This window comes from Pseudomonas sp. p106, assembly GCF_003936645.1.
Lineage (GTDB): Bacteria > Pseudomonadota > Gammaproteobacteria > Pseudomonadales > Pseudomonadaceae > Aquipseudomonas > Aquipseudomonas putida_E.
Genome location: NZ_RHQR01000018.1, coordinates 71,247 through 94,210, shown reverse-complemented (window position 1 = coordinate 94,210; position 22,964 = coordinate 71,247). Strand labels below are relative to the sequence as shown.

The 22,964-nt window shown below is 66.2% G+C and carries 9 protein-coding genes; 1 reads left to right on the top strand and 8 read right to left on the bottom strand.

What is annotated here, in order from left to right; genetic code table 11:
- Positions 1-134 precede the first annotated feature (134 nt).
- From EGJ09_RS20640 to EGJ09_RS20630, 3 genes are all read right to left on the bottom strand, one after another.
- Positions 135-2,669 carry a TonB-dependent receptor gene (locus tag EGJ09_RS20640; RefSeq protein WP_080952081.1) on the bottom strand — a complete coding sequence of 845 codons (2,535 nt, stop codon included), beginning with the start codon at positions 2,667-2,669 and terminating at the stop codon, positions 135-137.
- Positions 2,670-3,041: 372 nt separating this feature from the next.
- Entirely contained in the window at positions 3,042-6,137 is a 3,096-nt protein-coding gene (locus tag EGJ09_RS20635) for an amino acid adenylation domain-containing protein (protein WP_125924666.1), read from the bottom strand.
- Positions 6,134-16,348, bottom strand: a complete 10,215-nt coding sequence (locus tag EGJ09_RS20630; RefSeq protein ID WP_125924665.1) for a non-ribosomal peptide synthetase — start codon at positions 16,346-16,348, stop codon at positions 6,134-6,136. The genes EGJ09_RS20635 and EGJ09_RS20630 overlap by 4 nt, the downstream gene beginning before the upstream one ends.
- 181 nt (positions 16,349-16,529) lie before the next feature.
- On the opposite strand from EGJ09_RS20630, the gene EGJ09_RS20625 reads away from it, so the two are divergent.
- Positions 16,530-17,660: a cupin-like domain-containing protein gene (locus tag EGJ09_RS20625; RefSeq protein WP_125924664.1), complete on the top strand. Its 1,131-nt coding sequence runs from the start codon at positions 16,530-16,532 to the stop codon at positions 17,658-17,660.
- 88 nt (positions 17,661-17,748) lie between these two features.
- On the opposite strand, the gene EGJ09_RS20620 is transcribed toward EGJ09_RS20625, so the two are convergent.
- From EGJ09_RS20620 to EGJ09_RS20600, 5 genes are all read right to left on the bottom strand, one after another.
- The gene (locus tag EGJ09_RS20620; RefSeq protein ID WP_115274259.1) at positions 17,749-19,140 is read right to left on the bottom strand and encodes an aspartate aminotransferase family protein; all 1,392 of its coding nucleotides are present in this window, start codon (positions 19,138-19,140) and stop codon (positions 17,749-17,751) included.
- Between the two features lie 136 nt (positions 19,141-19,276).
- The gene (locus EGJ09_RS20615; protein ID WP_012315383.1) at positions 19,277-20,599 is read right to left on the bottom strand and encodes an ATP-binding protein; all 1,323 of its coding nucleotides are present in this window, start codon (positions 20,597-20,599) and stop codon (positions 19,277-19,279) included.
- Positions 20,596-21,279, bottom strand: coding sequence for a response regulator transcription factor (locus EGJ09_RS20610; protein WP_012315384.1), 684 nt, complete (start codon positions 21,277-21,279; stop codon positions 20,596-20,598). Before EGJ09_RS20610 ends, EGJ09_RS20615 begins: the two co-directional genes overlap by 4 nt.
- Positions 21,280-21,427: 148 nt before the next feature.
- Complete coding sequence (locus EGJ09_RS20605; protein ID WP_125924663.1) at positions 21,428-21,994, bottom strand: NTP transferase domain-containing protein; 567 nt, start codon at positions 21,992-21,994, stop codon at positions 21,428-21,430.
- The gene (locus EGJ09_RS20600; RefSeq protein WP_125924662.1) at positions 21,991-22,962 is read right to left on the bottom strand and encodes an XdhC family protein; all 972 of its coding nucleotides are present in this window, start codon (positions 22,960-22,962) and stop codon (positions 21,991-21,993) included. Before EGJ09_RS20600 ends, EGJ09_RS20605 begins: the two co-directional genes overlap by 4 nt.
- Positions 22,963-22,964 lie beyond the last annotated feature (2 nt).

Sequence of the window (22,964 nt, the reverse complement as noted above, 5' to 3'; positions counted from 1 at the left end):
TGGGGCCGCTTTGCGGCCCATCGCCGGCAAGCCGGCCCACAGGTACAGCGCAGACCTCAAGAACTGCGCTGTACCTGTGGGGGCCGGCTGGCCGGCGATGGGCTGCGCAGCAGCCCTGATTACGCTGACTGAAATCAGTACGTCGCCCGTACCGTCAGCATGAAGTTGCGTGGATCGCCATAGTAGTTGCCGTAGGTCGAGGTACCGACTGTCTGGTAGTACTTCTTGTCGAACAGGTTGTTGCCGTTGAGGGTCACGTTCCAGTGCTCGTCGATACGGTAGTCGACCATCGCGTTCCAGATCGCATAACCGCTCTGCTGGTATTCGAAAGGCACATCGGACTGCACTACGTTGCCCAGGCTGTCGTAGGTCGCTGCGGTGCCGCTGACCTTGGTCGCACTCTGGATGTCCACGCCACCCCCGACGCGGAAGTCGTTCAGCACACCCGGCAAGCGGTAGGTGGTGAACAGCTTGGCCATGTGCTTGGGCGTGACGGTGCTTAGCGCAGAGCCCGTGTCGCGGTTCTTGTTGATGTTGAGGGTGTAGCTGGCCATCATCATCCATTCCGGCAGGATTTCGCCGGAGATTTCCATGTCGATGCCCTTGCTGATGGTTTCCCCACCATTGACGTAACAGCAGTTACCGCCGAATGCCACCTGGCTCAACGGGTAGTTCGGGTCCTGCACCGCCTGGTCTTCACGCTTGGTGTAGTACAGCGCAATGCTGGTGTTGACCGCACCGCCAAACAGCTCGCCCTTGATGCCGGTCTCGTAGGTTTTGCCGGTCATCGGGTCGAGGGTGCTGCCAGAGGTCGCAGGCCCGGCCAGCAGGTTCTGCTGTGGCTTGAAGATCTCGGCGTAGCTGGCATAGGCCGCCCATTCGTCCGTCAGGTCATAGACGATGCCGCCAAACGGGGTGACTTTGGTCGGTTCGCGCATGTCCACCCGCGACTGCTGGGTCCAGGTCGACCCGGTGGCGTCTGCCGTCTGGTAGGTCTGGTCGAACTTGTAGCGCTGTGCACGGGCACCGACGATCAGGTGCAACGGCTCGGCCAGTTGCAGGCGCAGGCTCGAGTACAGGCCGTATTGGGTCTGGCTGTTGGGCTTGTAGTCGCGGCTGATGACCGGCCGGGCGCCTGGATCATCCCATGGGGTGGAATCGGGATCGAATACATTGACCGGGCCGCCGGCAGTGGTGAAGCGGCCAGTGCCGCGCCAGCGGCTGTCGATCTCTTGATAGTCGCCACCCACCACCAGGCGGTGGTCGAGGCCGAACATGCTGAAGTCGCCGGAGACGTTGACGTCCCAGAGGTTCTGCTCGCTCCACTGGGTGTTGTAGGTGCCGTAGCGGGTCACGCCGGTGCCGGTGACCGGGTTAACAGAGCCCAGCGTGGTGGCGTTGTTGGTGGTGATGGTGTCGTAGATGTTGGTGTAGCTGAGGTTGAGCTTCCAATCATCATTGAGGCGATGGTCGATCTTGGCGAAATACTCGCGGGAAAAGCCGTCCGCGTACGCCCAAGTGGTAGACAGGCCGGTATGGCGCGGCAGGCCAAGGTCTGCACCGTTGCTGTAGCGTGGCACGGCCGAGGCGGTGCCGGTCTCGTGGACCTTGTTGAAACGCAAGCCTGCGGTGAGCATGGTGTCGTCGGTGACATCGGCTTCAAGCACGCCATAGAAGAACGGCTTGTCGGTGGCACGGTTGTCGACGAAGTACTGGCGGTCCTGGTAGGCCACCACCATACGGCCACGCAGCTTGCCATCGAAGCCCAGCGGGCCGGTCACGTCCAGCTCGCTGCGGTAGTTGTCCCAGCTGCCCGCCGAGGCGGTGAACTTGAGCTGGTAGAAGTCCAGCGGGCGCTTGCGCACCAGGTTGATGATACCGCCCGGGTCACCGGTGCCGCCAAACAGTGCGCTGGCACCACGCAGCACTTCGACATGGTCGAACTCGGCGATGTCGTAGATGTTCGACGCGTAAAAGCTGCCGGCGGTGGTGCCCAACGCCATGGGGGCGGCGCCGTCGAGCTGGATGTTCTGGATCGGGAAGCCGCGTGAATAGAAGTCCTGGATACGGAAGGTGTTGCTCTGCACGGTCACACCCGGCACGGCCTTCATCGCATCGTTGATGTCGGTGAACTGGCGGTCTTCGATGACCTGGCGGGTGATCACCGACACCGATTGCGGGGTTTCCTTCAACGAGGTCGGGCTCTTCGAGCCGACGCTGGTCAGGCCCGGTGTGTAGGAGCCGGTGTTCTCGGTAGCCTGGCCCATCCCCTGGCCCATGATGGTGGTTTCGCCGATAACCAGAGCACCGGCGCCGACATCACTGGTGTCGGTGCTGATCAACAGGACCGAATTGTTCTCGATGCGGTAGGTAAGGCCTGCGCCTTCCAGCAGTTGCGCCAGGGCCTGGTCCGGCTCCATGGTGCCGCTGACCTTGGGTGCACGCTTGCCGCTGACCAGGTCGGGCGAGTAGACCATCTGCAGGCCGGTCTGCTGGCCAAGGGCGATCAGGGCCTGGTCCAATGGCTGGGCTGCGATGTCCACCGCAACCGGCTGGGCATGGGCATGGGCCATGGCCAGGCTCAGCACCAGTGCCGAAGCCCGCAGGCTCCACTTCGATGGCCCGGCGGCCAAGGCTGCCCCCTTGTTTCGCATACGTTTGGACTTCATGTGCGCAACTGACTCCGACTGTTCTATGAGTGTGTAGGTGACGGTCTCGACGTACCGTTTCTATAAGGGCCTTACGCGTTCGAGCGACGCGTTTTCAGCGGCTTACAGGTAAGACGCACGAACGTGAAAAAAACTGATAACTTTTTTCATTTGCGTTCAATTTGTCGATGGCTCGGGGCTGCCTAACCTCGCACTCATGAAAAACCCGAAGGCTAATGCCAGTCGGTCAAGCGATTTGGGGCCGCTTTGCGGCCCATCGCCGGCAAGCCGGCTCCTACAGGTTCAGCGCGGTTCTTGAGGCCTGCGCTGTACCTGTAGGAGCCGGCTTGCCGGCGATGGGCTGCGTAGCAGCCCTATCAAACGCTGTTTGAGCTATGCCGTAACGTTCTTCGCCTTGGCCAGCATCTGCTCCTTTTCCTCAGGGCTCATGCGCTCCAGTTGCAGGCGCGCCTGGGCAATTTTGAGCAACTGCCCGCGGTTTGCCTCGCTGGCCTGCAATGCCTCGGCCAGCCCCGCCACTGTGGGGTGCTCGAAGACCAGCGCCGGCGCCACTTCACAGTTCAACAACTTACGGATCCCAGCCACCAGCTTGATGATCAGCAGCGAATGGCCGCCGGCAGCGAAGAAGTCGGTGTGGATACCGATGCTGTCGCGCCCGAGCAACTGCGCCATGCGCTGGGCCAGCAACGCCTGCAATGCGTCCTGTGGGGCATCCTGCTGGCCGCCCTGCTGCGGCAGCTGCAGCAGCTGCAGCAGCGCGCGACGGTCGAGCTTGCCGTTGGCCAGGCGCGGCAGGCTCGGCAGGCAACGCAGCTGCGTCGGTACCATGGCCGCTGGCAGGCACTCGGCCAGCCGCGCACGCAGCGAGGCTTCATCGAGCCCTTCGGCTTCGCCGTGCACGGCGTAGCAAGCCAGCAGTTCCAGTTGCCCGGGCTGGGTTTCGATCGCCAGCACCGCCCCCTGGGCGACCCCGTCGATCTCCAGCAGGCGCGCTTCCACTTCGGCCAACTCGACACGGAACCCGCGAATCTTCACCTGGTGATCCTGCCGCCCCTGCAGCAGGATGCTGCCATCGGCCTGGTAACGGGCCAGGTCACCGCTGCGGTACAGGCGCTCGCCGGCTTGCAATGGGTTGTCGATAAAGCGCGACGCCCCCTGCTCGTCCCCCAGATAGCCCCGGCACAACTGGCGCCCGGCCACATGCAGTTCACCCAGCTCACCCACGCCCGCCAGTTGCCCTGCAGGCGTCAGCAAGTAAACGCGGTTGCCGGCCAGCACCTGGCCCAGGCTCGCCATCGGCGCCTCGGCCCGCAGTGGCTGGACCAGCACGCCGACGGTGGCCTCGGTCGGGCCATAGTGGTTGAACACCCGAGCCTGAGGCGCCAGCCGTGCGATGCGCGCCAGCAACTGCGCACTCGGCGCTTCGCCGCCCAGTACCAGGGTCGCTGGCAGGCTGGGCTGCGCGCTGTCGAGCAGCGCCGCCAGGTGCGACGGCACGATCTTCAGGCAATCGATACCTTCGTTGCGCACGAACGCGGCAAAGGCCGCCGGGTCCTGCATCACTGCGTCGCTGGCAACGTGCAAGGTGGCGCCAACCTGCAAGGCGCCGAACAGGCTGGTATGACCGAGGTCAGCCGCCACCGTGGCGCTGAACGCAAAGTGCCTGCAGGCCGAAAGGTCCAAGGCCTGCTCAGCGGCCTGCAGGTACCCGGCCAGTTGCCCGTGTTCGATGACCACCCCCTTGGGCTCACCGGTGGAACCCGAGGTGAACAGCACATAGGCCGCCGTATTGGCCGTGAGCGCTTGCGCCTCGAACGGCGCAGAGGTGTCCGCCAACTGCTCGAACAGCGTGGCATCGATCTGCAACTGCGCGCCGGCCAGGCGGCTGACCTGCTCGCGTCGCGCTGCGGGCCAGAGCGGGTCCAGCGGCAGGTATGCAGCGCCGCACTTCCAGCAGGCCAGCACCGCCGCCAGCCAGTGCACCGAGCGCGGCAGGGCCAGGCCGACAACGCTGGCGCTGCCAACGCCCTGGGCCTGCAGGTGCGCGGCCAGCGCAGTGGCCAGCTGGTCGAGTTGCTGCCAGCTCCACCCCTGCCCTTGCTCGATGATCGCCAGCGCCTGGGGCTGTTCGCGCAGCCAGCGGGCGACCCGTTCCGGCAGCAGTTCGGTGACCGCTGGCAGTGCAGCCTGGGCGTTACGCTCAAGCACCAGGCGACGCTGTTGCTCACCGACAAGGCCCAGGCTGGCCAAGGCCGCGTCTGGTGTCTGAGCGATGCTTGCCAGCAGCGTTACGTACTGCTCGAGCAGTAGCTGCGCCAGTGCCGGGCTATGCCACGAGGCCCAGTACTGCAACAGCGCCTGTGGCGCTGCGCGGTCGCTGTCGACTTGCAGCAGCAGGTCGGGGCCGACCCTCGGCGCGTCCATGCCCACTACCTGCCAACCCCCGGCCAGCGGCGGGCAGGCGGGGATCAGGCGAAAACCGATGGCGGCAGGCTCCAGCGCGGGCGTGTGCTCGGGGGTGAAGTATTCCTGCCAAACTGCATGCTGCTCCAACTGCGCGGCCAGGCCGTGCAGCCAGGTACGCAGTGGCAGCTCGGCCTGGTAGTCGACAAGCACCGGCAGCTGCTTGTGATACACCCCTGCGCTGTCGGCGAAATAGGCGTAGTCGCCGCGGCTGTCGTGGCACCAGTTCACCACCTGCGCAGGCTGACCATCGAGCCGCGCCAGCAGCAGCCACCAGGCTGCCTGCAACACCATGTCCAAGGGCAGGCCAAGGCCGGCCAGGTGCTGCACAACGGCCGGGTCAAGCGCGGCGCGGGCCTGCGCGCGCTCACCGCGCGGGCTGCCTTGCGGGGGGCGCCAGGGCAGTTGCTGGGCGCTTGCAGGCTTGCCGTTCAGCGCGTTCCAGTAGCTGCGCGCAGTGCTGGCGTCTTCATCCACCACCACCTCGCTGCGCCACTGCAGGTACTGTTCGAAATCGCCGTCTTCGGCTGTTTTCAGTGCGCCCTGGCAGATCGCCGCAAGGCTTGCAGCCAGGGCCGGCAGGCTGGCAGCGTCAACCAGCGCAGCGAGCACACCAAGTACCAACTGGCAGCGCCCCTCGGCCTGCTCGCACACCAGCACGGCGACGCCCGCCCCGGCCTGCACCTCCACCTCACGCTCGAACCAGGCCTGGCGGCCGGCGGTATCGCCCGCCGCCAGCCACGTCAGGTCCACCGCTGCCGCCTCGCGCTGAAAAAACTGACGCAGGCCGCGATAACCTGCGGCTTGGCCGATGCGCAGGCGCAGCGCGTCGTGCTGGCCCTGCCACAGCTGCAGGGCAGCCCGCAGTGCGGCGGGCGCCGGCACGCTGTCGAGCTGCAAGGTAATGCAGTGCGCCGCGTCCTGCCAGCGGCCAGGCAGTGCAGTCAGCTCGAGCACCTGCATGGGCAACAACGGCAGGCCGCTCGATTCAACGGTGATGTTCATGCTTGCACTCCTGTGCGGTTCAAGGTGAGGGTTTCAAGGTCGGCACGTTGCATCATGTCGCCCATGGCGACGACGATCTTGCGTGGCCCCTGGAACGGGTCGCGGGCATGTGCGGCCAGCATGTTGTCGAGCAGGATCACATCACCGGCCTGCCAGTCGAAACGCACCGCGCACGCCTCGTACAGCTCACCGATCAACGCCATGTCGGCGTCTTCGATCGGGCTGCCATCGCCGTAGTACACCTGACGCGGCATGCGCTCCAGGCCATACAGCGCCAACAAGTCCTCGCGCACGTCGGCATCCAGGCAGAACACGTGGTGCAGCTGCACCTGGTTGAAGAAACTCTTCTCACCGCTGACCGGGTGCTCGATCACCGCCGGGCAAGGCGTGCGGATCTGCAGTTCGTCGTTGTCCAGCCAGCGCCACTGGATACCCGACGCCTGGCAACGGCGCTCGACATCCGCACGCGAGTCGGTCTTGAAAAAATGCTGCCAGGACACGTCCAGCTTGTCGGTGAAAGTACGTACGTAGAGCAGGCCCTTGTCCTCGAAACGCTGGCGCAGGGGTGCGGGCAGGCGCTGATACATCTGCCGGCAATCGACCACCGGGGTGGCACCGCCAACCGGCGAAGGCAGTTCACAGAAGAACAGCTGTTTGCGCGGCCAGCGGTCCTGGTGGGCACTTTCGTTGTGGAAGAGGATCATCTTCTGCTCCGGATACGGCGTAGAGCGGTAGGTGTTCTTGCCGCCTTCCTTCTTAGGCAGGTCACCGTACTGGCCGTACAGCCCAGGCTGCACAGCCTCGGCGAAGGCCTCGAAGTCCTGCGGGGTCTGCAAGCCGAAACCGCGAAACAGAATGCCGCCATGAGCTACCAGTTTGCGTTCGATCTCGGCACGGTGCTTCACCACCCAGTCGGTCAGGCTCACGCCGGGATCGACCGGTTCGATCAGCAACGGAAACGCCTGCCCCGGCACCATCGCAGCCTCGCGCACTGCGCTGGCCGGCCGGGTTGGCGTGCCGGCGCCGCGCTTGAGGAAACTGCCCAGCTTGTCTTTTTTGGGTTGCCCGCCGGCGGCGGCAGGCGCCGCCACGATTTCACTGTGAAGCGCCATAGTGATCTCTCTCAGTTGGATGTGTGGGTTGCCCAGCACCTGGCCCAGGATGTCCAGCCAGCCACGCAGCAGTGCCTGGACCCGTTCTGCCTTGAACAGCTGTGTGGCGTACTGCCAGGTGACGCGCCAGCCGTCCGCGACCGGGTCGATGAACAGCCCCATGTCGAATTTCGAATAGCCGCCCGCCTGCGGCAGCACCTGCACACTCAGGTCGGCCAGGCCGCCATGCGCCAGCGGCATGTCGTTCATCACGAACAGCACCTGCACCAGCGGGTTCATGCCTGGGTGGCGCGGCGCGCCAGCAGCCTCGACGATCAGGTCGAACGGCAGTGCCTGCTGCTCGCTGGCATCGAGCAAGGTGGTGCGGGTGCGCGCCAGCCACGCGGCGAAGTCCAGTTGTTCGTCCAGTTGCGAGCGCAGTGGCAGGACATTGACGAAGAAGCCGATCAGCGCCTCAAGGTCGGGGTGTTCGCGGCCTGCAACATCCGCCCCGAGCAGCAGGTCGTGCTGGCCGCTGGCGCGGTGCATCAGCAGCTGGAACGCCGCCAGCAGCAGCATGTAGGGGGTCACGCCCAATTGCGCGGCCCGTTCGCGTACCGCCACGACCGTAGCCGGCGGCAGCTCGTGATAGAGGTTCTCCCCCGCCTGGGACGCCTTGGCCGGGCGCGGCAAGTCAGTGGGTAACTGCAAGCGCCCGCTGCTACCGTGCAAGGCCGTGCGCCACCACTGCGCCGGGGCCTGCAGCAGCCCGGCACGCTCGCGCTCGGCCTGCCATAGCGCATAGTCGGAGTACTGCAGCACCAGCGGCGCCAGCACGGGCGCCTGGCCACGGGCAAGGGCGCTGTAGCTGGCGATCAGTTCGTTGACCATCAGCGCCATCGACCAACCATCGGAAATGATGTGATGCATGTTGAGCAGCAGCACATGGGCGTCGCCGGACAGGCGCAGCAGGCGTGCACGCAGCATCGGCGCCTGGTCCAGGGGCACCGGCTGACGCACGTTGGCCAGTTGCGCTTCAAGCACGCGCAGCTGTTGCTCGGCGGCAGCCAAAAGGCTCAGGTCGTCCACTGGCAGGTCCAGGTCGACCGCCGCCTGGATCACCAGCAGCGGTTCACCTTCGTCGTCACAGGCCACCGCGCTGCGCAGCACTTCGTGGCGCTGCACCAGCACCTGTAATGCCTGCTTCAGGCATGCGGGCTGCAACGGCCCGTCCAGGCGCAGGCCCAGCGGCATGCCGTACGCCCCGCCACCCTGGGCAAACTGTTCGGCAATCCACAACCGGCGCTGGGCCAGCGACAGCGGTGCGCTGGCCTTGACGCCCAGTGCGCGCAGTTGCGGGCCGGTATCGCTTACCGGCTGCGCCTGGCGCAGGCGCTGAGCGAAATCACACAAGCGCGGGGCGCTGAACAGGTCGCGTACACCGACCCCAGTGTGGCCGTCGCGGTGCAGCCGCGCCACCACCTGCGTGGCCAGCAGTGAGTGGCCACCAGCCTCGAAGAAGTGCTCGAAACGGCCCACTTCGCGCCTGCCCAGCACACTGGCCCAGGCCTGGGCGACCTCGCGTTCGAGCGCATCCAGGGGCGCACTGAACGCTGCTTCAGAGGTGTCGACCTCGATCGACGGCAATGCCTTGCGGTCGACCTTGCCGTTGGGGTTCAGCGGCAAACTGTCGAGCAGTTGCAGGCGTGACGGCACCATGTAGGGCGGCAGCACGGCGCGCAGCGCGTCGAGAATGCGCTGACGCAGCCCGGCATCGGCCTGCGAACCGCTGACCGGTACCAGCCAGGCGGCCAGGTACAGGTCGGCACCTTGACCGCCCGGCATCACCACGGCCTCGCGCACCTCAGGCAGGGCCAGCAGGCAGGCTTCGACTTCACCGGGCTCGACGCGGAAACCGCGGATTTTCACCTGGTGGTCCAGGCGGCCGATGAACACCAGCTCGCCATTGGCCTGCTGCCGCACCAGGTCACCACTGCGGTACAGGCGGCCCCCGCCGACCGTGTCGTAGGGGTCGGGCACGAAACGTTCAGCGGTCAGCGCCGCCTGGCCAAAGTAACCACGCGCCAGGCATGGGCCGCCGATATACAGCTCGCCGTCAGTGCCGGTATCGAGCAGTTGCAAGGCTGCATCGAGCAGGTAAGCGGTACGCCCCGGCACCGGCGTTCCGATCGGCGCATAGCCGGTGTCGATGCGGGTAGACCCGTCGGCCTGCCACAGCAGCGGGGTGATCACTGTTTCGGTAGGGCCGTAGCCGTTGACGATACGCTGCGGCTGCAAGTGGGCCTGGATTCGCTCGAAGCCTTCACGCGCCAGCGCCTCCCCGGCCACGTTCATGCAGCGCACCGGCAGTGCCCGGCCCTGCTGATGCGCCCACTCGGCCAGCTGACAGGCGTACTGGGTGGGGAAGTAGACCACGCTGGCGCGCTCGCGCTCGATCACCTCGAATGCCTGGGCCGCGGTCCAGATCTCATCGCCACGCACGATGCAGCAGGCGCCCTGGCTCAACGGCAACAGCCACTGCTCAGTGCCCCAGTCGAAGTTGATCGACGCGAAGTGCACGAAGCGGTCCTGCGCCGTCACCTGGTACTGGCCGACCATGGTCGCGATGTGCGCGGCGATGGCGCCATGGGTCAGGGCCACACCCTTGGGGCGACCGGTGGAGCCGGAGGTGTAGATCAACCCCAACAGGTTGTCGGCGGTGGCTCGCGGCGCAGGGTTATCGTCCTGCGGCGCCAGGGGCTGGTCCAGCCACAACCACTGGGCCGTGCCTGCCAGCGCCAGTGGCTGCGCGGCGCTACGGGTGCCCAGCACCAGCCTGACGGCGCTGTCGTCGAGCATGTCCTGCAGACGCTGACGCGGGTATTGCGGGTCCAGCGGCACGTAGCCGGCACCGGCCTTGAGGATCGCCAACAGGCCGACAACCATCGCCAGGCCTCGCTCGCTGCACAGCCCTACCAGGTCCTCGGGGCCGACACCCCGCGCGATCAACTGTTGCGCCCAGGCGTTGGCCAAGCCGTTGAGCTGGCCGTATTCCAGCGTACCGTCCTCGGCAACCACCGCAACGGCGCGCGGGTTGTGCGCCGCCTGGGCCTCGATCAGCTGGTGCACGCCCAGTGCCGGAACACTGCCGTCAGCGGCCTGCCATTGACCCTGGCAACGCTGACGGCTGGCGGCATCCAGCAGGCTCAGCTCAGCCAGGCATGGGTTACCCGCGCCAGCGATCGCCTGCAACAGGTGGCCAAACTGGCCAGCCAGGCGCTGCACGTCGGCCAGGCTGAAAGCGTCGTGGCGCAAGCGATAGTCGACCTGCAACTGCTCACCCATGCCCACTGACAGGGTCAGGGCGTAGTGGGGTTGCTCGTGGCTGGCCGGCACACCGAAGCGCGGCCCGTCACCGCCACCTTGCAGCACCTCGGCCACGGGGTAGTTCTCGAATGCCAGCAAGGTGTCGAACAGTGCCTCGCCAGCCCTGCCCGCCCAGCGCTGGATGTCGGCCAGTGGCGTGTATTCGTGCTCGCGCAGTGCCAGGTTGCTGGCCTGCAGCTGTTGCAGCCAGTCGTCCAGGCGCTGCTCAAGGCGCGGGGCGGCCACCAACGGCACGGTGTTGATGAACAGCCCCAGTTGCGCCTCGATGCCCGGCAACTGAGAAGGCCGCCCCGATACCGAAACACCGACGCAGACGGTGTCCTGACGGCAGTGCCGTTGCAGCAGCAAGAGCCAGGCCGCCTGCACCAATGTATTGACGGTAACCTTGCGCGCCCGCGCCGCCGCCTTGATCTGCGCCGATGCAGCGCTGCCAAGGCGTTGCTGCCACAGGCCGTAGCCGGCCGCTTCAACGCTGCGGCGCTGGCTGGCGAGCAGTGTTGGCGCCTGCATGCCCTGCAGCTGCGCCTGCCAGAACGACTGGTCCTGCTGGCGGTCACGCGTGGCCAGCCAGGCCAGGTAGGTACGTGGATGCGCAGGTGCCTGGCGGGGTGCCTGGCCACGGTAGCGTTGCATCACTTCAGCCAGCAACCGGGCATGGCTCCAGCCATCGAGCAGCAGGTGGTGATGGGTGTAGATCATGTGCCAGCGCTGTTCGCCCAGGCGCACCAGGGTGATGCCCAGCAAGGGCGCCTGATCAGTCGCGGCCATGGCCAGGCGCTGCTGCTCGGCCAGGATTTGCAGGTAGTCGGCCGACGCGGCCTGGTCGCGCCAGTCGAGCTGGCTGAACGGCAGCTGCAACTGGCGGCGGATCACCTGCACGGGTTGCTGCACGTCGACCGGCCAGTGAAAGCTGGCACGCAGCCCCGCGTGGGTGTCCAGCGCCCCCTGCCAGGCGGCCTGGAAGCGTTGCGGGTCGAGCTGGTCGATATCCAGGCGCAACTGGTTGATGTAGTCGCCGGCGGCGGCCGCATGCAGGCAGTGGAACAGCAGGCCCTGTTGCAAGGGAGACAGCGGCAGGATGTCCTCGACCTGGGCCAGGTCCACTGCCAGGGCGGCGAGCCCGGTGCTGTCCAGGTTGCTCAGCGGGAAGTCCGACGGCGTGGCACTGGCAACCCCCGGTTGCAGGCAGTGATCGACCAAGGCGCGTAGCTGGCTGGCGAAATCGCTGGCCAGGGCATCGATGGTGACCTCGTCGTACATCGCCTGGCTGTAGCCGAAACTGATGCCCAGCTCGCCCTGGTAGACCTGCCCCTCCACGCTCAGCCAGTTGGCCAGCGGCGCGTCGCCATCCTGCCCCTGCCCGGCCCCCTGAGGGTCGGGCTGCCACAGCGCACCCTTCTCGAACTGGCTGTCGAACTGGCCCAGGTAGTTGAACGTCACCCGCGGTTGCGCCTGGCGCGCCAGTTGCTCGCGTTGCGCCGGTGTGCCCAGATAACGCAGCACCCCATAGCCCAGGCCACGCTGGGGTACGGCGCGCAGTTGTTCCTTGATGGCCGCGATGCAGGCACCGGGCTGTGCTTGCGGACGCAAGGCGACCGGATACAGGCTGGTGAACCAGCCCACGGTACGCGTCAGGTCGATATCCTCGAACAGCTCCTCACGGCCATGCCCTTCGAGCTGCACCAGTACCTGCTGATTGCCGCTCCAGTTGCACAGGGCACGGGCAAGGGCCGCCAGCAGCAGGTCGTTGACCTGCGTACGGTAGGCGCTCGGCGCCTGTTGCAGCAGGGCCTGGGTAATGGCCGGCGGGAAACTGACCCGTACCTTGCGCTCATCCGCCACGCGCGTCTGCGTTACCGCACGGTCACGTGGCAGGGCCTGCGCCCCGGCCTCGCCAAGTGCCAGCCAGTAATCGAGCTGCCCCGCACAGGCGTCGGCATGCCCGGCCAGGCGCTCGGCCCAGGCCTGGTAGCTGCTGGTCCGGGCAGGCAACGGCTGGCCCAGGCAGGCACGTTGCAGGTCTTCGAGCAGGATGCGCCAGGAAACGCCGTCGACCACCAGATGGTGGATCACCAGCAGCACGCGCTGACTGCCGTCGGCCATGGCCACCAGCATCGCCGCCAGCAGTGGCCCCTGATCGAGCCGCAGGCTGCGCTGGGCCTCATCGCACAATGCAGCCAGCGCTTGCTCGCTGCCTGCCTGGCGGTGCCAGAGCTGCGGCACGCCAGCGGAGGCCGGCGCGTGTTGCTGCTGCCATTGGCCATCAGCCTGGGTGAAGCGCAGGCGCAAGGCGTCGTGCTGCGCCACCACCTGAGCCAGGGCCTGCTGCAGCTGCGCCGCTTGCAGCGGTTCGCGGGGCACCAGCAGCACGGCCTGGTTCCAGTGCTGGCGCACCGGCATGGGCGTGTCGAAAAACTGCAGCTGCACCGGGGTCAGGCGTGCCTCGCCCTCAGCCGGGCGCTGGTCGGCCTGGCGACTGTCCACGCTGCCCGCAGCCTGGGCCAGGGTGCGCAGCGTCTGGTGCTGGAACAGGTCACGCGGACTCAGCGCCAGCCCGGCCTGACGGGCGCGGCTGACGACCTGGATAGCAATGATCGAGTCGCCACCAAGCTCGAAGAAGTTGTCGTCCAGGCCCACCTGGGCGATGCCCAGCACTTCGCACCAGACCTTTGCCAGCTGGCGCTCGGCCGCGCTCTGAGGCGCAACATGGGTACCCTGTGCCCCGGCCTCGGGCTGTGGCAGGGCCTTGCGATCGAGCTTGCCGTTGGGTGTCAGCGGCAGGCCGTCCAGTGGCATCAGCTGGCTGGGCACCATGAATTCGGGCAGGCTTTGCAGCAGCCAGTCCTTGAGCTGCCCTTGCCAGCCCTCAGGCGTTGCATTGAGCACCAGGTAAGCCACCAACCGGCGACCATCGAGGGCCAGCACCACGCACTCGCGTACCAGCGCATGCTCGGCCAGACGCGCCTCGATCTCACCCAACTCGATGCGCAAACCACGGATTTTCACCTGGTGATCGAAGCGCCCCAGGTACTCGATCACACCGTCGGCACGCTGGCGCACACGGTCACCGGTACGGTACAGGCGCTCGCCGGTGCCGAACGGGTCGGCGACGAAGCGCTCGGCCGTCAGCCCTGGGCGGCGGTGGTAGCCGCGCGCCAGGCCCACCCCGCCCAGGTACAACTCACCGGCCACACCGACAGCGACGAGCTCAAGGCCGGCGTCGAGCACATAGGTGCGGATATTGGCGATCGGCTGGCCGATAGGCACGCTGTCCTTGCCCTCTTCGACGCAGGTCCAGTGGGTGACATCGATGGCAGCCTCGGTGGGGCCATAAAGGTTGTAAAGCCCCGCTGCAGGCAAACGCGCGAACACCTGGCGCTGGGCGTCCACAGGCAGCGCTTCGCCACTGCAGACGATGCGCGACAGGGTGCTGCAGGCGTGCACACCGGGCTCATGGATGAAGGCCTGCAGCATCGAAGGCACGAAGTGCAGCGTGGTCACCCGGTAGTGCTCGATGGCGCGGATCAGGCGTTGCGGATCGCGGTGCTCGCCCGGCGCCGCGATGGCCAGGCGGGCGCCGGTCATCAACGGCCAGAAGAACTCCCACACCGACACGTCGAAGCTGAACGGGGTTTTCTGCAGCACCGTATCGCTGGCGTCCAGGCCATAGGCTTGCTGCATCCAGCACAGGCGGTTGGTCAGCGCCTGGTGGCTGTTACCCGCGCCCTTCGGGCGCCCCGTAGAGCCGGAGGTATAAATGACATAGGCCAGCTGCGTCGGCTCGACCTTGAGACCCGGGGTGCTGTCCGGCATCGTGTCCAGCACCAGGGTGTCGAGCGCCACGCACTGCACACCGTGCGGCAGCGGCAGGCTGTCGAGCAGCGCCTGCTGGGTCAGCAGCAGGCCGATGCCGCTGTCCTCGATCATGTAGGCCAGGCGCTCCTCAGGGTACTCCGGGTCCAGGGGCACATAGGCCGCACCGGCCTTGAGGATCGCCAGCAAGGCAACGACCATCTCGATGCTGCGCTGAGCCGCGACCCCGACCAGGCTGTCGCTGCCCACACCTTGACCACGCAGGTAATGGGCCAGGCGATTGGCCTGGGCATCGAGCTCGGCGTAGCTGAGCAGGCTGTCGGCGAACAGCAGTGCCGGCGCGTGCGGGGTGCGCTGCGCCTGAGCCTCGATCAGCTCATGCACGCCATACTGCAGCGGGTAGCTGGCAGCCGTGGCGTTCCAGTCCTGCAGCACCCGTTGGCGGGTGGCCTGGTCGAGCATGGGCAGTTGCCATAGCGGACGTGCAGGGTCAGCCACCAACTCACGCAGCACGGTGAGCCAGTGCCCCGCCATGCGCTCGATGGTCGCCGCATCGAACAGGTCGGTCGCGTAAGTGAACGCAGCGCGCAGCACGCCACCCTGCTCGTACGTGTCCAGGCTCAGATCGAACTGGGTGGTGCGGCTGCGCCACTCCAGTGCGGACAGCTCCAGGCCAGAGCCCAGCGTGACCGCAGCCAGGTCGGCCACCTGCGGCTGGTGGTTGTACATCACCTGGAACAACGGCGCGTGGCTCAGGTTGCGCTCCACCTTCAACGCATCGACCAGGCGCTCGAAGGGCAGGTCCTGATGAGCCTGGGCGCCCAGCACGGTTTGCCGCACTGCCTGCAAATAGGCCAGTGCGTCAGCTTGGGCATCCGGTTGCAGGCGCAATACCTGGGTGTTGACGAACAGGCCGATCAGCCCCTCGACTTCTGCGCGATTGCGGTTGGCCACCGGGCTGCCGATGCGCAGGTCGCACTGGCCGGTGTAACGCTGCAGCAGCACGCCGAAAGCACCGAGCAGAACCATGAACAGCGTCAGGTTGTGCTGCGCCGCAAAACTGCGCAATTGCTGAGCAAGCGCCGTGTCCACCACCAGCTCCTGGCGGCTGCCTTTGAAACTTGGCGCGGCCGGGCGTGGGCGGTCGAGCGGCAACTCCAGCACCGGCTGCTCTTCACCCAACGTGGCTTGCCAGTAGGCCAGCTGGCGTTCGAGTTCGCCGGCTTCAAGCCAGCGCCGCTGCCACAGGGCGTAATCGACATACTGGATCGGCAGCGCCGGCAGTTGCGGCTGTGTGCCAGCGGCGCAGGCGTCATAGCAGCGGCTGAATTCGTCGATCAGCACATTCATCGACCAACCGTCAGCGACGATGTGGTGCAAGGTGAGCAGCAACACGTGGTCCTGCTCAGCCAGTTGCAGCAGGCGGATGCGCAGCAACGGGCCATGCTCCAGGTCGAAGGGGCACAGCGACTCGGCCTCGACCTCGGCTTGCACCCGTGCCTGGCGGGCGTCTTCGGCCAGCTCGCGCAGGTCCAGGCGCTGGATCTGCGGCGCGCCCGGGCGGTGCACCTGGCACAGGCGCTCATCGGCCTGCTGCTGGAACACACAGCTCAGGCTCTGGTGACGTTCGATCAGGTGGCTGAACGCCTGCTGCAAGGCGGCCTCGTCAAGTGCTCCCTTGAGGCGGACCGCACCTGGCAGGTTATAGGCACCGCTGTGCGGATCCAGCTGCCAGAGCACCCACATGCGTTGCTGGGCGAACGAGGGTGCAAGACGGTCGTCAGCCCCAACCCCGGCCGGAATAGGGAACTGGGAAAAGTCGATGCCCTCTCTGGCCAGGGTTTCAAGGAACAGGCGGCGCTTTTCCAGCGGCAATTCAATGAAACGGCGGGCCAGTTGCAGGGACTTTTCGGGATTCATCAGCTTGCTTTCCGTACGAGTGGGGTACCACGGGCAGTGCCCGGCTATCCCTACGAAACGGATACAACCTGCAAAAAATTAACACCGCCAACCCCCTGGCCAGCGCCGGGCGGCGCGCTAAATTTCGCAGCCCGCCCTTCGTTCCGTTCTCACACCCCTCCCCCCACGAAGAGGCTGCGCCGTGGAACTGCAACCTTTGCTGAGCAAGCTGTTCGCCAATGCCGGTGCCGTCGGCGTCGAAGGCACCTTCCAATTCATCTTCGGCCCGCAGCAGGCCTACTGGTGCGAAGCTGGTACCCAGCCGCGCACCGAGGCCGGTCGGCATGCCACGCCGGATGTCACCATCGAAGTCACCCAGCAAGACCTGCTGGGCATCATGGCCGGCAGCGCCAACGTCGAAGAGCTGTTTGCTGGCGGCCGGCTGAAAATCGGCGGCAACCTGGGCCTGGCCACTTTGCTTCCGCAAATCATCGACCTGGCGCGCAAGGGGGTGACGGCGCAGAAGACCGACATGAACCAGCGCCATGTCACGCCACCGCGCTACAGCGAACGTGTGTCGGCCAGCCTGCCACAGCTGACCGAGGTAGAAAGAATCCCCGCCGCGCAGCTGGATGCCGAGCGCTTCCAGCGCAACTTCCTGCCGTACGGCACACCGGTGGTGATCAGTGACGCCCTGGGTGAGTGGAAGCTGTTCAACCTCGAGCGCCAGGCTTCGCTGGAGCACTTCGCCGAACTGCAGGGCATCACCCGCCATGGCGACTATGTGAAGAAGACCTTCTCCACCGAGCGCGACTTTCGCTCCACTTCCATGGCAGATTTCATCAACTCGCTGGACAACCCGCAGCCACGCACCGGCAACGGCGAGCCACCGGCTTACATGGGCAACAACATCGTGCCTGCGCAGTTGCTTGAGCTGATCCAGTACCCGCCCTACTTCGAGCGCTCGCTGTACATCGCACCGCGCATCTGGATCGGCCCCAAAGGCACCCTCACCCCTTTGCACCGCGACGATGCCGACAACCTGTTCGCCCAGGTGTGGGGGGACAAGTCGTTCATCCTGGCAGCGCCGCACCATCGCCCGGCACTCGGCACCTGGTCGACCTCACCCAAGGGCGGCCTGGACGGGTGCGACTTCAACCCCGATGCACCGGATTACCAGCGCTTCCCTGACGCGCGCGGGGTGACCTTCCTGCGGGTGCTGCTGCAAGCCGGCGACCTGTTGTTCCTGCCCGAAGGCTGGTTTCACCAAGTGGAGTCGGTGTCGACATCGCTGTCGGTGAATTTCTGGGTCAACTCCGGGCGCGGCTGGTAAGCGGCACAGGACGCGACAGGCATGCCGCGCCAACTCCCGTGGCAGCGGGCTTGCCGAGAAATGGGGCGCAACGCGCCCCCTCGTGAGCTCAGACCGCCGCAGCCAGTGCCTCGGCAAAGCGCTGCGCCACGTCATCGATCTGCTGCGCGCTGATGATCAGCGGCGGCAGGAAGCGCACCACCGCACCGTGGCGCCCACCCAACTCCAGAATGAGCCCGCGTTTGAGGCATTCGCGCTGTACCTTGGGTGCCAGTTCGCGATTGGCCGGTGGGTGGCCCAGCACGTCGCGCGGGCCTTGCACATCGACCAGTTCGACCCCGAGCATCAGGCCACGCCCACGGATATCGCCCAACTGCGGATAGTCGCGTTGCAGCCGCTGCAGGTGATCACGCAGGCGCTGGCCCATGGCCTGGGCATGCTCGGCCAGCCGATGCTCGACCAGGTAATTGATCACCGCCGAACCCGCCGCCATGGCCATCTGGTTGCCACGGAAGGTGCCGGCATGGGCGCCCGGCTTCCAGGTGTCGAGCCAGTCGCGGTACACCACCACCGCCAGCGGCAGGCTGCCACCAATGGCTTTGGACAGGGTGACCACATCCGGCACGATGCCAGCGTGCTCGAAGGCGAACATCCGCCCGGTACGGGCAAAACCGCTCTGAATCTCATCGACGATCAGTGCAACACCGGCTTGCTCGGTGATGCGGCGCACCCCCTTGAGCCATTCGACATCGGCAGGAATCACCCCGCCTTCGCCCTGCACCACCTCCAGGATCACGGCAGCGGGCAGCGGCACGCCGCTTTCAGGGTCGAGCAGCAGGTTCTCCAGGTAATGCAGGTTGGCCTTGACCCCGGCTTCGCCACCCAGGCCGAACGGGCATCGGTAGTCGTAGGGGTACGGCATGAACTGCACCCCGTTGCCCAGCAAGGCACCCAGCGGCTGCTTGGGGCCATGGCTGCCCATCAGGCTCAGCGCGCCCTGACTCATGCCATGGTAGGCGCCCTGGAAGGCCAGCACGGTGCTGCGCCCGGTGGCGCTGCGCACCAGCTTGAGCGCTGCCTCCACGGCGTCGGTCCCGGTCGGGCCGCAGAACTGCACCTTGGCTTCACGGCGCAATGCTTCGGGCAGGATGCCGAACAGGTCCTGAACGAAGCGGTCCTTGACCGGCGTGGTCAGGTCGAGTGTGTGCAAGGGTATTTCATCGGCCAGTACACGCTGGATGGCCTCGATCACCACCGGGTGATTGTGGCCCAGGGCCAAGGTGCCGGCGCCCGCCAGGCAGTCGATGAACTGCCTGCCCTCGACATCTTCGACATGGATGCCACGGGCGCGCTTGAGTGCCAGCGGGATGCGCCGCGGATAGCTGCGGGCGTTGGATTCCTGTTGCTGCTGGCGTTGCAGCAGGGGCGACTCGGTGAACTCGTACAGCGGTTGCGGCGCACTGGCCGGCGGGACCTGGGCAAGGCTGGAAGCAGTCGACATGGGTAAATCCTCGCAAGCAAGCGAATGTGCGGGTAGTTGTCGCTTGGAAAACGCTTGGCTGGGGGGAGGATTTAGCGCTTGTTATGGGATTTTTTGGGGTCTGTACCGGCGATGGGGCCGGTACAGGCGGCGAAGATCAAGCCCCCGAGCGCGCCGGCACTTGCAGCACCACCCGCAAGCCATCGCTCTGGCTGTCGAAGCGCAAGCTGCCGGCACAGCGCTGCACGATCGCCTGGACAATCGCCAACCCCAGCCCGCAGCCACCGCTCTGGCCGTTGCGCCAGAAGCGCTCGGTCAAGTGCTGCAGGTCATCAGCGGCAATACCAGGCCCATGGTCGCGCACCATGAAACCAATCTGCCCGTCGGCCATCTGCACCTCCAGTTCCACTTCAGTATCACCGCCATGGCGCAGGGCGTTGTCCAGCAGATTGCGCAGCGCCGCCACCGCCAGCGGGGCCGGCATGCCGAGGTAGATCTGCGTGGCCTGCTCGGGCAGGCGCAGAACGATGCGCCGGTTGTCACCCCCACCGGCATCCTGCACGGCCTGCCGGGCGACCTGTTCGGCGCTGCACTGCACGCCATCTTCGAACGACAGGCTGCCTTCGACCCGCGCCAGCAGCAGCAGCTGTTCCAGGGTCCGGTGCATGCGGTCGGTGCCCTGTTCTGCATGTTCCAGCGCCTGTTCACGCACTGCGCCATCGGTCATGCGGGCCACCTGCAGGTGGGTCTTGATCGCCGTCAGCGGGCTGCGCAGTTCATGCGCGGCGTCGTCGGTCAGCCGCCGTTCGCGCTCAAGGGTCTGGGCGATGCGCAGAAACAGCTGGTTCTGGGTGTCGAGCAAAGGTTGCAACTCACTGGGCAAGCCCGCCACCTGCAACGGCTCAACGCTGTCGGCACGCCGCCTGCGCAAGGCGTCACGCATGCGATTGAGCGGCTCCAGGCCTTTGCCCAGGCCGATCCACACCAGCCCCAGGCTGCCGAGCAAGGCCATCAGCACCGGCGCCGAAGCTGCCAGCAGGATCGACTGGTTAAGTGCCTCGCGCTCCATGTGACGGTCGGCAGTGGTGATGCGCACATCGCCATGGTTGTAGGTGAAGGTACGCCACAGTGCACCGTCGATGGTCTGGTCGCGGAAGCCGCTTTGTTCATCGTCCATGCCCCCATCATGCTTGTGGTTGCTGGCAAGAATCTCGCCGCGCAGCGAACTTACCTGGCAGGCCATGCCGTCGGGCACGGTGAACTGGTCGGCGGAAAAGTGCGCCTCTTCGCCCTTGGCGGTCAGCGGCTTGGGCAACTGGTCGATCAGCCCGGCAACCATGCGCGCCGAAGCCACCAGGCGCTGGTCGAGGGAGAACATCATCTGCTGGCGCAGGTCGCGCAGCATCCAGGCAGCAGCGAGCACCCAAATGATGATGAACGCGCTGCCCAGAATCAGGCTCAGGCGTACCCGCAGGCTCATGATGCGGCTTCCTCTGGCGCCTGCGCCGGGCCAAGGCGGTAGCCCAGGCCGCGCACGGTCTCGACGATGCTGTTGCCAAGCTTGCGGCGCAAGTGATGGATATGCACGTTGAGGGCGTTGCTTTCGACTTCGTCGCTGAAGCCGTACACGCAGTCCTTGAGCTGTTCACTGGACAGCACCCGGCCCGGGTTCTGCAGCAGCGCCTGGAGCAAGGCCTGCTCGCGCCGCGACAGGTCGACCGGCTGGCCGGCCAGGGTCGCTTCGCAGCTACTGGGGTCGTAGCGCAGCGGGCCATGCTCGATCACGTTCACCGCCCGCCCGGCAACCCGGCGCAGCAAGGTGTGCAGGCGCGCGGCCAGCTCGCGCAGGTCGAAGGGCTTGAGCAGGTAGTCGTCGGCACCGGCCTGCAGGCCGTCGACCCGATCGGTGACCGCATCGCGCGCGGTGAGCACCAGCACCGGCAGGTCGATGCCCTGCTGACGCAAGCGGCGCAACAGCTTGAGGCCGTCTTCATCGGGCAGGCCGAGGTCAAGGATCATCACGTCGAACTGCGCCGCCTGGAGCATGGCACGGGCGGCACCGGCGTTGGCTACGCGGTCGACGGTCAGGCCTTGGGCGGTGAGGCCGGCGCAGATGCCGCTGGCGATCAGGTCGTCGTCCTCGCAGAGCAGAACGTGCATGGTGGGTGCTCCCGGAGTGGTGTGGCTGGCATTGCACTATTGGGGGATTAAGGGGGGATTATGGGCTTTTTTCCGGTAGCGGGTGTGTCGGTTGTTTGAGGCCCGACGCAAGAATTCTAGCGCCGGTGAGATCGAGTGCCGCCCGCGCTCAGCGGTTTACCGCCTCTGGCCGGTCCACATCCTGCAACACCCCGGCGTCCTGCACTTCAAACCTGATGCAACTCGCCGGGTGTGCCTTCACCACAGAACGCGCCCCTTCATCACCCGTCAGGCGTGAAAGCGCCGGCCAGAAATCGCGCCCGAACAACACGGGGTGCCCCTGTTGGCCGTCATGTTCTGGCAAGACGATCGCAGATGCATCGGCAACCGAAACAAGCTGGCCTAATGTTGCCTGAGCGATCCAGGGCATATCGCCCAACAGAACCGCTACCGCCTGTGCCTCACTGTCGATCAACGACGCAGCCCCAGCCGCCAGGCTATGCCCCATCCCCAACCCGGCATCCGGGCTGGCAATGATCCGGCATGCGCCCGGCAAGCCCAGGTCCTCGCCCCGCTCGCCATCGCGCAGTACCACGCGAACATCGCTGAACACCGAGCAAGCCCGCTCGACGCTATGCACCAGCAAGCTGCGCCCGTCGCCCAACGTGGCCCGGCGCTTGTCGCCACCGAAACGCACGCTGCTGCCCGCCGCCAGCACCAGCGCAACGATACTCACAGCGCCGCCCGCTCGATGCCGTTACGCATGCGCAGAATATCGGCCAGCACTGCCAGGGCGATCTCTGCCGGGGTCTTGCTGCCCAGGTTGAGGCCGATCGGTGCGTGGATGCGCGCCAGCTCGCCGCTGGCCAGGCCACCGATGCGCTGCAGGCGTTCGCGACGCTTGTCGGAGGTGGCCTTCGAGCCCATCACGCCAATGTAAAACGCCTCGGTACGCACTGCTTCAAGCATGGCCAAGTCATCGATTTTGGGATCATGGGTCAATGCAACCACTGCCGTGTCGGCATGGCAACCACCGTTGGCGATGAATTCTGACGGCAACTCGCGACGCACTTCGACGCCGTCCAGCACCACGCCTTCGAGCACCTCGTCACGCGGGTCGCAGAGGATGACTTCAAAACCCAGCCCTTTGCCGAACTCCGCGCAATAATGCGCAACGCTGGAATACCCCGCCAACAGCAGCCGCTGGGCGGCGCCCACACGCAGGCGCACACGGGTGCTATCACGTTCGACCCTTGGGCCCTGGCACGAGTCGTCGCTGAGCCGGCGCGTGCCGTCAGGCAGGCTCACCTCGCGCAAAAGCCGCCGCTGGCCCTGCAACGCACCAGCCAAGGCGCGCAGATGCGCCTGCACTTCGCAATCGGCCGGCAGATTTTCCACCAGCACTTCCAGCACCCCGCCACACGGCAGGCGAATGCTCGAACGCCGGTCGCTGCCATCGCCATAACGCACGATCGCGACCGGCTCGGGAAACTCGCCAAGGGCCACGCGCTCAAGGAAGTCTTCCTCGACGCAGCCGCCCGACAGCGAGCCCACCCACTGCCCTGCCTCGTTCACCGCCAGCAGCGAGCCCGGCGCGCGAGGCGCCGACCCGTAAGTGGCAAGCACCGTGCACAACCAGACCCGCTGGCCGTTGCCCGACCACTGCATCGCCTGGTGTACGACCTGCAGATCTAGATGTTGCACGT

What these genes read in the sequence shown, in the direction of transcription:
- EGJ09_RS20630 (WP_125924665.1), bottom strand. Translation starts at nt 16,348, where the DNA reads ATGAATCCCGAAAAGTCCCTGCAACTGGCCCGCCGTTTCATTGAATTG.
- EGJ09_RS20640 (WP_080952081.1), bottom strand. Translation starts at nt 2,669, where the DNA reads ATGAAGTCCAAACGTATGCGAAACAAGGGGGCAGCCTTGGCCGCCGGG.
- EGJ09_RS20635 (WP_125924666.1), bottom strand. Translation starts at nt 6,137, where the DNA reads ATGAACATCACCGTTGAATCGAGCGGCCTGCCGTTGTTGCCCATGCAG.
- EGJ09_RS20620 (WP_115274259.1), bottom strand. Translation starts at nt 19,140, where the DNA reads ATGTCGACTGCTTCCAGCCTTGCCCAGGTCCCGCCGGCCAGTGCGCCG.
- EGJ09_RS20610 (WP_012315384.1), bottom strand. Translation starts at nt 21,279, where the DNA reads ATGCACGTTCTGCTCTGCGAGGACGACGACCTGATCGCCAGCGGCATC.
- EGJ09_RS20615 (WP_012315383.1), bottom strand. Translation starts at nt 20,599, where the DNA reads ATGAGCCTGCGGGTACGCCTGAGCCTGATTCTGGGCAGCGCGTTCATC.